This window comes from Bradyrhizobium sp. USDA 4474 (assembly GCF_054057515.1).
Map to the genome: position 1 here is coordinate 2,602,961 of NZ_JBSRZJ010000002.1, position 12,123 is coordinate 2,615,083.

The following is a 12,123-nucleotide window of genomic DNA, read 5'->3' on the forward strand; positions in this document are numbered from 1 at the left end:
AGGCCGAACCCATGTCCCGTCGCCTGATTTCCACCGGCTCCCCGTTTGAGAAGACCGCCGGCTACAGCCGCGCTGTGGTCGACGGCGAGTTCTGCTTCGTCGCCGGAACCACCGGCTATGACTACGCGACGATGACGATGCCTGACGATGTCACGAGCCAGTCACGCAACTGCTTCAAGACCATCGAAGCGGCCCTGAAGGAGGGCGGTTTCGAGATGGCCGACATCGTCCGTGCGACCTACTACCTCACAGATGCCAAGGACGCGGATGCGCATTTTGCTGTATGTGGCGAGGTCCTCGGCGAGATCCGTCCGGCCGCCACGCTGCTCGTCGTCTCGGCCCTTCTCAAGCCCGAGATGAAGGTCGAGATCGAAGTCACCGCCAAGCGCCGCAGCATCTAACAAGCGCCGCAGCATCTAACAAGCGCCGCAGCGCCTGATTCACCCAGCAATCGTCCGCCAGCACGTTCCGGAGAAACCATCCCATGAGCCCTCCCTCGCAGATCTACGCGAAGATCACCGGTCCCATCGTCATGGTCGGCTTCGGCTCCATCGGCAAAGGCACCTTGCCGCTGATCGAGCGCCATCTCGATTACGACAAGTCGCGCGTCACCGTGATCGATCCCAGGGACGAGGGCCGCAAGGCGCATTGCGAGAAGCAGAATGTGCGCTTCATCCAGAAGGCCGTGACCAGGGAGAATTACCGGGAATTGCTGACCCCGCTGCTCACCGAAGGCGGCGGCCAGGGCTTTTGCGTCAATCTCTCTGTCGACACCGGCTCGACCGACATCATGGAGCTCTGCAACGAGCTCGGCGCGCTCTATATCGATACGGTCAACGAGCCCTGGCTCGGCTTCTATTTCGATTCGACCAAGGGCCCGGAAGCGCGCTCCAACTACGCGCTGCGGGAAGTGACGCTGGCCGCCAAGAAGGCGCGCCCGGCGGGCTCGACGACAGCCGTGTCCTGCTGCGGCGCCAATCCCGGCATGGTCTCGTTTTTCGTCAAGCAGGCGCTGCTCAACGTCGCCGCCGATCTGAAGCTCAATGCGCCCCGGCCCAAGACCAAGGCCGAATGGGCCGATCTGATGCGGCAGGCCGGCATCAAGGGCATCCACATCGCCGAACGCGACACCCAGCGCTCCAAGACGCCGAAGGAGCCCGACGTCTTCGTCAACACCTGGTCGGTGGAAGGCTTCCTCTCGGAAGGCGTGCAGCCGTCCGAGCTCGGCTGGGGCACCCATGAGAAATGGATGCCCGAGAATGCGCGGACCCACGAAGCCGGCTGCGGCGCGGCGATCTATCTGATGCAGCCCGGCGCCAACACGCGCGTGCGCACCTGGTGCCCGACCCGCGGGGCGCAGTACGGCTTCCTCGTCACCCACAACGAATCGATCTCGATCGCCGATTACTTCACGGTGCGTGATGCCTCGGGCAAGGCGATCTACCGGCCGACCTGTCACTATGCCTATCACCCGGCCGACGATGCCGTGCTGTCGCTGCACGAGATGTTCGGCCGCGCCGCCAAGATGCAGGAGAAGCACCACATCTTGGATGAAAACGAGATCGTCGACGGCATCGACGAGCTCGGCGTGCTGCTGTTCGGCCACGAGAACAATGCCTATTGGTACGGCTCGCAGCTCTCGATCGAAGAGACCCGCGCACTTGCGCCGTATCAGAACGCCACCGGCCTGCAGGTGACCTCCGCCGTGCTCGGCGGCATGGTGTGGGCGCTGGAGAACCCGAACGAAGGCATCGTCGAAGCCGACGAGATGGATTTCGACCGCCTGCTGGAAATCCAGCTGCCATACCTCGGCCCGGTGAAAGGCTTCTACACCGATTGGACGCCGCTGACGGATCGTCCGGGACTGTTCCCGGAGGATATCGACACCAGCGATCCCTGGCAGTTCAAGAATATCCTGGTGCGCTGACAGGCGCACCTGCCCGGGCCGCAATGAGCGGGAGGCTCATAGCCTTCCGCCGGCCGGGGTGCTAACCAACCGCCCGGTCGCACGGCAACCGGGAGGTCCGCATGAAGCATATCGCCTGCATCGCCGGAGGCGTCAGCCTCCTGATCGCGTCTCACGCATGGGCCGCGGACACCGGTCAGTTGCCCTGCAAGACCACGCAGGAATGCAACGAAAACGCGGCCAAGATCGGCGCCAACGCTCCCAGGGACGCGCAGCCCTCGACCAGCACATCGGACGCCGCCGAGGACCAGTTCTACTGGCTCAACAAGATCAACAAGGCCTCCACCGTGATGCTGGTGGAGGAAGGCATCTTCCCGAAAAAGACCGGCCAGCTGATCGCCGCCGGCGTGGACTACACGATCCGCCAGGCGCGTGAGCCCGACGGCAAGCGCCCCAGCGACGTCCTTCAGATCGAGAAGATCATGACCGACAAGGTCGGCGAGGAAGCCTCCGTCATCCATGCCGGGCGCAGCCGTCAGGACATGTACGCGACCTTTCGCGCGGCCAAACTGCGCAACCAGACGCTGGATTTTGCCGAGTCCTTGCTGGGATTGCGTGCCAAGCTGCTCGGCAAGGCGGCCGACAATCTCGATGCGTTGATGCCCGGCTACACCAACGGGGTGCAGGCGGTGCCGATCACCTATGGTCATTACCTGCTGGCCTATGAGGAATCGTTCGAGCGCGACCAGCAGCGCGTCAGCGAGGCCTATCGCCGGCTCAACCTCAGCCCGATGGGCGTCGGCGTCATGTCGGGCTCGATCTGGCCGCTGAACCGCACGCGTCTCGCCGAGCTGCTCGGGTTTGACGGCGTCGTCGAGAATTCGATGGATGCCAACCAGGTGATCCCGTTCGACAACCAGCTCGAAGCCACCGCGATCGCCAATTCGGCCGCCATCCGCATCGGCGCGATGATGCAGGATCTGCATACCCAATACGCCGAGATACGACCGTGGCTATTGCTGCAGGAGGGCTCGACCTACACCAGCAGCTCGATGCCGCAGAAGCGCAATCCGGGTCTGATCATGCAGGCGAGGATCGCGGCTTCAGATGTCGTGGGGCTGTCGGCGGCGGTGTCGATCCGCGCGCACAACGTCATGTCGGGCATGGTCGATTCCAAGTCCCAGTCCGAGGACATCGGCCTGTTCCCGCGTGCCGTCAACATGGTCACCGCCACCGACCGGGTGTTGGATGCGATCGTGGTCAACAAGGCCCGCGCCAGGGAGGAGCTGGAGAGCGACTGGACCTCGACCATGAACCTCGCCGAGCTGCTGCTGCAGGCGCACCAGATCCCGTTCCGCGTCGGCCATGGCTTTGCATCGCAAATGGTCAGCTATGCACGGCCGCTGGATCTCACGCCCAAGACCATCCCCTTCAACGAAGTGACCGACCTCTTCGCCAGGACGCTTGCCAAATTCAACATGCCGGCGAGACCCTTCCCGATGAGCGAGGCCGAATTCAGGGAAGCGATGTCACCGGAATGGATCGTGGCGCATACCAAGGGCGTCGGCGGTCCCCAGCCGGAGGAGACTGCACGCATGCTCAAGGCGGCCCAGCAGCGCCTCGATGCGGACAGGCTCTGGCTTGCCGCCCAGCGCGACAAGCTCGCGAAGGCCGATAGCGCGCTCGATCAGGCGTTTGCGGCACTCCTGCCCAACGACGCGGCGCATTAGGACCGGGGCGCGTCATGCCCTCTCACGTCATCTCGCCATGTAATCGAACGCAACGCTGCCGAGCCCGAGCGTCAGGTCCGCTTTGAAGTGCAGCGCCGACAGCACCTCGCGCACCGGCAGCCGAGCGACATCGCAGAGCGCGTGAGGAAACAGGCCGAGCGCACCGGGTCCGGTCCAGGCTTCCTTCAAGGTGATGTCCTCGAGGTGGAAGCGCACCAGCTCGCAGATCCGGGGGCTGCCGTCGACATGCGGGATGATCTTCAGGATGAAGTTCGGTGCCTTCATCGGCTGGAGCACCCCGTCAAGATCGACCTTGCGGTGCTTGTAGCCCATGGTCGCGGAGGCACAGAGCACCGAACCATAATGCAGCGAGCCGACCAGCACGTCGCTCTCGACCTCGATCTTCGGCCGCGCCAGCTTCTTCGGAAAGCCCCACAGCTCGCGGCCACCGGCGATCGGGCCTTCGTCGTCGAGATACATCGCGTGGGTGTAGGCGCCGAGCTCGCCCTTGAAGCGGACCGGGATCACCTGCCCGGTCTCGGTGTAGTCGCCGAAGCCGGTCGAGTCGGGCATGCGGATGAATTCGTATTTCACCACCGGCTCCGCCACCTCGAGCGGCTCGGGCACGATGGCGGCAAGGGCTTCTGGATCGGTCCTGTAGGTGATGATGAAATATTCGCGGTTGAAAAAGCGATATGGCCCCGGCGGGAATGACGGGTTCGTGAGCGGCATCGAATAAGCGTTACGGCGAACGTCCTCGATCTTCATGGAAGCCCCATCTGTCGTTGGTTCGACGGATTATGGAGCGGCCCGCGCGCCATGGCGAGGTCATTGGCTGGGCATCAGACGTCACATGCGCGTCAAATTGCGCGACCGTCGAGCCTATTTCTTCTCGAGCCGTGGCGCGATTTTCTCGGCCGGAGCCGGCGGCAATGCCGGTTTGGCAGCACCCGCCGCGCCTTGCGTCTGCGGATCGGGACGCGCCGGCTGGGGAGCCGGCGTGGTCGGACGTTCGCCGCCTGGCTTTGCCTCGGCGGGCGTCTTGTCCTGATCGGTGGATGGCGTGCCCTGCAGCGGCTGCGTCGCCTGCGCCAGCTCCATCCGGTTTTCGGCGCGGATTTGCGCCAGCGACATCACCGAAACGACGACGCCCGCTACGAACAGCGTGCAGGCGATCGTCAGGTCGAGCTTCAGGTTTCGCTTGTCATTCTGGCCGGGCATATCGATCACCGCCTTCATCTGCGGGATCAACGAATTTCCGGGACTGGGGTTCCGCCCCCTGCATGACTGGAACCGTGGGCTCGTGCGCCAGAAGGGCAGGCTATTCCGTGGTGCTGACTTCCCAGGTGGCGTGGCTCACGCCGGGCAGGTGCTGGAGATCGGTCGCGACCGCGTTCAGCTCGTTCGGATCGACCGCAGTTGCCACCAGCTTGGCGACAATCTCCAGAATGTCGTCGCCAATCTCGGCGACGTCGACGTCGGCCACCGGATACTTCGCGGCCTCGAGCTTGTCGACGAGACGGTCGCGCATGTCAGGCAGCGCGTCGGCCGCGACGGCGAGCTTGAAGTAATAGGTCGCCTCCAATGCCTTCTCGTTCAGCGGAATGCGGTTGATTGCGTTGACCAGCGGGCGCAGCATGGTGTTGCCGGCAATGACGAATACGGTGAGCGCCGCCGCCTGCGCCACCATGTCGGCGCCGGCGCATGATCCCACGGCCGCCGAAGCCCACAGCGTCGCCGCCGTGTTCAGGCCACGCACGTCCATGCCCTGCTTCATGATGACGCCGGCACCGAGAAAGCCGATACCGGAGACGACATAGGCGATCACCCGCACAGCACCATCAGCGCCGTCCAGATGCATGGCGAGATCGACGAAGGCTGCGGCACCCACCGCGACCAGCACGTTGGTGCGCAGGCCGGCGGTGCGTTGCCTGTATTGCCGCTCGGCGCCGATCAGCGTGCCCAGCACGAACGCCGTAAACAGGCTGACCAGCGTGTCGGCGAAATCAGCGAGCTGGAAGGTCGTGAGAAATCGCATGGTGCCCTATACGACCGGAACCATGACAGATCAAAGCTCCAGCAGGCCGCCGTCCCCATTTTCGTCGGCGAAGGCGAGTTGCGTGCCCTTGGCGTTCCAGGCGAGCCCGGCCACCGGCGGCGTGCCGTTGCGGCGGACCAGGATCTCGGCGCCATCCTCCATTCGCACCATCAGCACCGTGCCATCGCTGTAGCCGCAGGCCAGAATGTCGTTCTTCGGATGGCAAGCGACCACCGCCACGCGTGCCTGCAGCGGCGCCAGCATCGCGGGCTCCTTGCCCATCGGGCCGTCCTTGCCGGCAAACGGCCAGATGATGACGGTGTCGGCGCCTGAGGTCGCCAACCCCTTGCCGCCCGCACTCCAGGACATCGAGCGGACCCGGCCGGGATAGCCGGTCATGCGCATGTGCCTGTTGTCGGCGAGACGCCAGCCGTGCAGGGCGGCCTCATGCATGCTGGTGACCAGGAACTTGTTGTCGGGGCTGAAGGTGACGCCGAGATGCGAGCCGGCCCAGGGCAGGAATTCGGCCGATCCGTCCATGTTGGGAAACCACAGCGTCGCGCCGTTGTAATGCGCGATCGCGAGCCGCAAGCCCTTGGGCGCGAACGCGAGACCACCGACGGTCGAGGGCACATCGAGCGACTTTGCCTCGGCCTGGCCGCTCTTGACGGTCGCCGTCTTGCCGGCCGACCAGGCGAAGGCACCATCAGGATGCAACGCCACGGCGTCGATCCAGCGCCGTTTCGGATCGGTGGCGAGCAGCGTCACCTCGCCCTTGGTATCGACCGAGACGACCTTGCCGTCGTCGCCGCCCATCACGAGCCGCTTGCCGTCGGAGGCCGTCGAGAGAATGCCGCCGCTGTGAACGGCCACGGTGCTGATCTCGCCCTTGGCATCGACGAAGGCGACATTCTCCTCGCCGCCGACAAAAGCGGCACGATCCCCGAGGAAATGCACCGAGGTTACACCCATGCCAAGCGTGACAGGCTTGACGCGGTCGGTGACGGAGACGATCGAGGCGGAATCGGGAGCGGGCGTAAACTCTTTCATCACGAGACGATGCAGCTCTCGAAGCCCGTGCGAATGAGCTCTTCCGGCAACTCGCGGCCGATGAAGACGAGGCGGCTCTCGCGGGGCTCGCCCTCCTTCCACTTCCGTTGGTGGTTACCTTCCAGCATCATGTGGACGCCCTGGAACACGTAGCGGTCGTCGTCGTCATGGAAGGCGAGGATGCCCTTGGAGCGCAGGATCTTGCCGCCCTCGACCTGCACCAGGTTCTGGAGCCAGGGCATGAAGACATTTGGATCGAGCGGCTTGTCGGTCTTGAGCGAGAGCGACTGCATGTCCTCGTCGTGATAGTGCTTCAGGCCGTGGCCGTGATCGTGATGATGGTCGTGGCCGTGATGGTGATCATGATCATGGTCGTGATCATGGTCGTCGGCCGTCAGGAAATCAGGCTCAATGTCGAGGATGCGGTCGAGATCGAACGCGCCACGATCGAGCACGTCGGCCAGCGCCACCGAGCAGCGCTCGGTGCGATGCAGTTTCGCATAGGGGTTGATGCCACGGATGCGAGCCTCGACTTCCGCAAGCTCGGGCTTGGTGACGAGATCGGTCTTGTTCAGCACGATGACGTCGGCAAACGCGATCTGGTTCTTGGCTTCGGGTGCGTCCTTCAGACGATCGGACAGCCATTTGGCATCGGCGACCGTGACGACCGCATCGAGCCGCGCGTTCTTCTGCACGTCCTCGTCGACGAAGAAGGTCTGGGCGACCGGCGCCGGATCGGCAAGGCCTGTGGTCTCGACGATGATGGCGTCGAACTTGCCCTTGCGCTTCATCAACCCGTCCATGATGCGGACGAGGTCGCCGCGCACGGTGCAGCAGATACAGCCATTGTTCATCTCGAACACTTCCTCATCGGCGCCGATGATGAGGTCGTTGTCGATGCCGATCTCGCCGAATTCGTTGACGATGACGGCGTATTTCTTGCCGTGGTTTTCCGACAGAATGCGGTTCAGGAGCGTGGTCTTGCCGGCACCGAGATAGCCGGTCAGGACGGTCACGGGAATTTTTGACGAGGTCGCTTCAGGCATAACAACTCCGGACTATCGGGCTTTTCGCGCGACGCCAGGCGGGGTGGCCCCCGGCCCTAATGGTCAAGCGCGCTGGTCAGGGCCTTTATATTGTGCCTGACCATGTCAATGTAAGTGGGTGCAGGCCCCTTTTCGCCGGTCAAACCGTCCGAAATCAGGGTCCCGCCGACCTTTGCGCCGGTCTCGGCCGCGATCCGCCGGATCAGGCGGTCATCGCTGATATTTTCCAGAAAAACTGCCGGGATTTTCTGGGCCTTGATCTGGCCGATGATGGCGGCGATATCCCGCGCGCTGGGCTCGGTTTCGGTGGAGACGCCCAGCGGCGCGATGAACTGGATGCCATATTCGGCGGCGAAATAGCCGAAGGCATCGTGGGTCGAGATCACCTTGCGCCGCTCAGGGGGGATCCTGGCCATCGCGTCCCGGACCTCATGGTCGAGCGCGTCGAGCTGTTCCAGATAGGCTTTGAGCCGGCTGCGGAAAAATTCCGCGTCATCCGGGGCCGCCGTGATGAGCGCATTGGCGATACCGGTGACGTAGACCTTCGCGTTCGGCACGGACTGCCAGGCATGCGGATCGGCGGCCGAGCCGAGCTTCAGCGGCGCGATGCCGGCGGTCGCGGTGACCATTTGCGCCTTGCCGCCGGAAGACTGCACCAGGCGCGGCAGCCAGCCCTCCAGCCCCAGCCCGTTGACGACGACGAGTTTTGCGTCGGCGATGCGTTTCGCATCACCGGGCGCGGGCGTGTAGACGTGCACGTCGCTGTCCGGGCCGACCAGCGTCGTCAGGTTGACGTCGTCACCACCGATCGTGCGGACGAAGTCGCCGAGGATCGAGAAGCTCGCGACGACATTGAGTCGCTCCGCAGCATGCAACGGTGAGCCGATCAGCAGCAAGGCAAAGATCAGGAGGCTGCGCATCGTCACGCCTCCAGATGCCGGCCGGGAAACATCTGCCTGACGAGGCCGCCGACGCGGCCGAACAGGACAGAGACGATGTAGAGCACGGTCGCGACCAGAATGATCGCAGGGCCCGACGGCACGCGGGTCTGGAACGACAATACGAGGCCGGCATAGCCCGAGAGCCCGGCAACGACGACAGCAATGCAGATCATCACCGTCAGATCGCGCGACCAGAACCGCGCGATTCCTGCCGGCAGGATCATCAGGCCGACCGCCAGCAGCGTGCCGAGCGCCTGAAAGCCGTTGACGAGGTTGATGACGACGAGGGCGAGGAAGGCGAGATGCGCGGGGCCGCCGGCGCGGCTGACCGTACGCAAAAATAGCGGGTCGACACTCTCGATCACCAGGGGGCGATAGATCACCGCGAGCACGAGCAGCGTCACCGTGGCGTTGAACGCGACAACGAGCAGCGTCTGGTCATCCATCGCCAGGATGTTTCCAAACAAGACATGGAGCAGGTCGATATTGGTGCCCTTGATCGAGACGATGGTGACGCCGAGTGCCAGCGAGGCCAGATAGAAGGTCGCAAGCGAGGCGTCCTCCTTCAGCCCGGTCGAGCGCGCGACCACACCGGCGAGGATCGCAACTGCAAATCCGGCGATCAGGCCACCAGCCGTCATCGCGAACAGATTGAGGCCGGAGAGCAGGAAGCCGATGGCGGCACCAGGCAGGATCGCATGGGCCATGGCGTCACCCACGAGGCTCATCCGCCGCAGCATCAGGAAAACGCCGATCGGGGCGCCCGCCAACGCCAGCGCGATGATTGCGGCGAGCGCGCGCCGCATGAACTCGAATTCGATGAACGGACCGATCAGCGCGTCATAGATCATCTGCGGTCACGCCGCCCGCGAGCTGACATCATCAGCCGCGCAGGCGGACGCGCTGTCGTCAAAAGCCTCGCACATCCGCATCGCGATCATCAGATTCTCAGGCGTCAGCACCTCTGCCGTCGGCCCCCACGCCACGGGACCACGCGCCAAAATCAACGTCTCGCTGAAATGCGTGCGCACCATCTCCATGTCGTGGAGTGCGGCCAGCACGGTGCGGCCTTCGGCGTGCCAATGCTTCACCAGTGCGAGCAGATCGGCAATGGTCTTGCTGTCGATGGCGTTGAAGGGTTCGTCGAGCACGATCAGCCTCGCGTCCTGGAGCAGCACGCGCGCGAACAGCACGCGCTGCATCTGCCCGCCCGAGAGCGTGCCGATCGGGCGGTTCTCGAAGCCATTGAGGCCAACGGATGCGATCGCGCGCAGGATCCTTGCACGCGCGGCCTTGCCGATGCCGCCGAACAGGCCCGTCCCGCGCCACAGCCCGGTGCCGACGAAATCGAACACCGAGATCGGGAAGGTGCGGTCGATGTCCGCGCTCTGCGGCAGATAGGCGATGTCACGGGCGTCCAACCTGCCGAGATGGATGCTGCCGTCGAGCGGTTTGAGGATGCCCACGATGCCGCGCAGCAGCGTCGACTTGCCGGCGCCATTCGGGCCGATCACGGCGACCAGCGCGCCTGATGCGACCTCGCCGTTGAGGTGGTGCACGGCCGGATGGCGGTCATAGCCGAGCGTGACGTTGTGAAAGTGAAGCGCTGCCATGGTCACCTCATCGCCAGCCAGACGACGACCCAGAGCGCGGCGCAGGCGGCGGCAGCGGCCGAGAGACGGCCCGCCCCGGTCATGCGCAGGATCGACCAGGGCGCGTCCTGGGCCGGATGTGGAGACGCTGGATCGTGGACATGGGCGTGGCTGTGGTCATGCCCGTGCGAATGCGCATGGTCGTGGGAATGGCCGTGATTATGGCTGTGGGACGCGGCGGGAACCATGACTATGGACGTTATATTATAACATTACATCTGTCCATGCCCGCCCTCGGCGGCGCTTTCGGCAGCAAAAAGGCGGCCGCGCGAGCGACCGCCTCTGTTGTTGCGCCCTTCCAGGGCGGCACAGCGCCGCGAACGACGAGTTACGCCTTCTCGAACAGGGACTCGACGTATTCCCAGTTCACGAGGTTCTCGACGAACGCCTTGAGATAATCGGGACGACGGTTGCGATAGTCGATGTAGTAGGAGTGCTCCCAGACGTCGCAGCCGAGGATCGGCGTGGCGCCGTGCACCAGCGGATTCTCGCCGTTCGCGGTCTTGGAGATTTCGAGCTTGCCGTTCTTCACGGACAGCCAGCACCAGCCGGAGCCGAACTGGCCGACGCCCGCCGCCTGGAAGTCTGTCTTGAACTTCTCGAGGCCGCCGAGGTCTTCGTTGATCTTCTTCTCGAGCTTGCCCGGCAGCTTGTTGCCGCCGCCATTGGGCTTCATCCAGCTCCAGAAGTGGATGTGGTTGTAGTGCTGGCCGGCATTGTTGAACACCGCGGGATTCTTGCCGAACGAGCCCTTGACGATCTCTTCAAGGGACTTGCCTTCCCATTCGGTGCCCTTGAGCGCGTTGTTGCCGTTGGTGACGTAGGCCTGATGATGCTTGTCGTGGTGGAATTCCAGCGTCTCCTTCGACATGAACTGGCCGAGGGCGTCATAGGCGTAAGGGAGTGGGGGCAGCGTAAAGGTCATGGCTTCTTGTCCGCAACTTGGTGGGGAACATCTAACGGTGACCCCTTATAGAAGGTTCCTGCGGCGTTAAATACCGCCAATTTGCGAAAAGGCGTGATGCGATCGCGCGGGCCCATTTGCACAAGTTCGCCGCAGGCAAGTGGATGTCGGCCCCGATGTGCTGCAAAATATCGTTGCCTTTGAAGCGGTTATGACAGAACGAATGCGCCATCGAGGCCGGGACGAGGCAGAGCCATGAGTATTGAGATCGACATTTTGAACGGCGACGCCTCGTGGCCGATCGCCAAGCCGCTGCATCGGGCGGTCTGGGGACCCGATATCGTCGCGAAGCGGCCCTGGGGTCACATCAAATGGGCCAATGCCGATTTGCGTGTGCTGATCGAGACGCCCGAGGACGGGCTCGTCTGCCATGTCGGCATCTATTTCCGCACCATCACCTGGAATGGACAGAAGACGCATGTCGGCGGCATCGGCGGCGTCTGCACGCGCGAGGACCGCCGCAACAGAGGTTATGCGACCATGGCAATCGACGCCGCCGTTCACACCATGCGCGCCAACGAGGCGGTTCGCTTCGCGATCCTGTTCTGCGAGCCGCACAATTTCGCGTTCTACGAGGCCCGCAGCTGGCTGCCTTTCAAGGGCGAAGTCTATTGCAGGCAGCCTGAAGGGCGAATCCGCTTCGATGTCATGGCGCCCTACGTCTTCAACATCGTGCGCGCGCCGACGCTCGGCACCATCGACCTCTGCGGCCTGCCCTGGTGAGAGCCTGAGGTTTTCGACGGCGGCCTCGGCCACCTGCTGCGCGGGGGCAAATGAGCGCAGGAATGTGATTCCA

At 63.8% G+C, this 12,123-nt stretch carries 14 protein-coding genes; 4 read left to right on the top strand and 10 right to left on the bottom strand.

The genetic code is table 11. The features are described 5' to 3' along the window. Window positions 1-11: 11 nt before the first annotated feature. The 3 genes from ACVW16_RS14125 to ACVW16_RS14135 all read left to right on the top strand — a co-directional run bounded on the left by ACVW16_RS14125 (window position 12) and on the right by ACVW16_RS14135 (window position 3,636). Complete coding sequence (locus ACVW16_RS14125; RefSeq protein ID WP_456699799.1) at window positions 12-401, top strand: RidA family protein; 390 nt, start codon at window positions 12-14, stop codon at window positions 399-401. A gap of 83 nt (window positions 402-484) precedes the next feature. Then, entirely contained in the window at window positions 485-1,927 is a 1,443-nt protein-coding gene (locus ACVW16_RS14130; RefSeq protein ID WP_456699800.1) for a homospermidine synthase, read from the top strand. A 101-nt stretch (window positions 1,928-2,028) separates the two neighbouring features. Then, complete coding sequence (locus ACVW16_RS14135; RefSeq protein WP_456737177.1) at window positions 2,029-3,636, top strand: argininosuccinate lyase; 1,608 nt, start codon at window positions 2,029-2,031, stop codon at window positions 3,634-3,636. Window positions 3,637-3,663: 27 nt separating this feature from the next. On the opposite strand, the gene ACVW16_RS14140 is transcribed toward ACVW16_RS14135, so the two are convergent. The 10 genes from ACVW16_RS14140 to ACVW16_RS14185 form a co-directional block, all read right to left on the bottom strand. Then, entirely contained in the window at window positions 3,664-4,404 is a 741-nt protein-coding gene (locus tag ACVW16_RS14140) for an acetoacetate decarboxylase (RefSeq protein WP_456737176.1), read from the bottom strand. Window positions 4,405-4,518: 114 nt separating this feature from the next. Next, on the bottom strand, window positions 4,519-4,857 hold the full coding sequence (locus ACVW16_RS14145; protein WP_456802615.1) for a hypothetical protein: 339 nt from the start codon (window positions 4,855-4,857) through the stop codon (window positions 4,519-4,521). 100 nt (window positions 4,858-4,957) lie between these two features. Then, on the bottom strand, window positions 4,958-5,674 hold the full coding sequence (locus tag ACVW16_RS14150; protein ID WP_456699803.1) for an MgtC/SapB family protein: 717 nt from the start codon (window positions 5,672-5,674) through the stop codon (window positions 4,958-4,960). A gap of 30 nt (window positions 5,675-5,704) precedes the next feature. After that, window positions 5,705-6,724, bottom strand: a complete 1,020-nt coding sequence (locus ACVW16_RS14155; RefSeq protein ID WP_456699804.1) for a WD40 repeat domain-containing protein — start codon at window positions 6,722-6,724, stop codon at window positions 5,705-5,707. After that, on the bottom strand, window positions 6,724-7,770 hold the full coding sequence (locus ACVW16_RS14160; protein ID WP_456737175.1) for a CobW family GTP-binding protein: 1,047 nt from the start codon (window positions 7,768-7,770) through the stop codon (window positions 6,724-6,726). Before ACVW16_RS14160 ends, ACVW16_RS14155 begins: the two co-directional genes overlap by 1 nt. A 56-nt stretch (window positions 7,771-7,826) precedes the next feature. Next, on the bottom strand, window positions 7,827-8,690 hold the full coding sequence (locus ACVW16_RS14165) for a metal ABC transporter substrate-binding protein (protein ID WP_456737174.1): 864 nt from the start codon (window positions 8,688-8,690) through the stop codon (window positions 7,827-7,829). 2 nt (window positions 8,691-8,692) lie between these two features. Further along, on the bottom strand, window positions 8,693-9,562 hold the full coding sequence (locus ACVW16_RS14170) for a metal ABC transporter permease (RefSeq protein WP_456699807.1): 870 nt from the start codon (window positions 9,560-9,562) through the stop codon (window positions 8,693-8,695). 6 nt (window positions 9,563-9,568) lie between these two features. Beyond that, complete coding sequence (locus ACVW16_RS14175) at window positions 9,569-10,324, bottom strand: metal ABC transporter ATP-binding protein (protein ID WP_456737173.1); 756 nt, start codon at window positions 10,322-10,324, stop codon at window positions 9,569-9,571. Between the two features lie 2 nt (window positions 10,325-10,326). Next, complete coding sequence (locus ACVW16_RS14180; RefSeq protein WP_456737172.1) at window positions 10,327-10,551, bottom strand: hypothetical protein; 225 nt, start codon at window positions 10,549-10,551, stop codon at window positions 10,327-10,329. Between the two features lie 140 nt (window positions 10,552-10,691). Beyond that, window positions 10,692-11,288: a superoxide dismutase gene (locus ACVW16_RS14185; RefSeq protein WP_456699810.1), complete on the bottom strand. Its 597-nt coding sequence runs from the start codon at window positions 11,286-11,288 to the stop codon at window positions 10,692-10,694. Between the two features lie 234 nt (window positions 11,289-11,522). Between ACVW16_RS14185 and ACVW16_RS14190 the strand changes: the two genes are divergently transcribed. Further along, on the top strand, window positions 11,523-12,050 hold the full coding sequence (locus ACVW16_RS14190) for a GNAT family N-acetyltransferase (RefSeq protein ID WP_456737171.1): 528 nt from the start codon (window positions 11,523-11,525) through the stop codon (window positions 12,048-12,050). Window positions 12,051-12,123 lie beyond the last annotated feature (73 nt).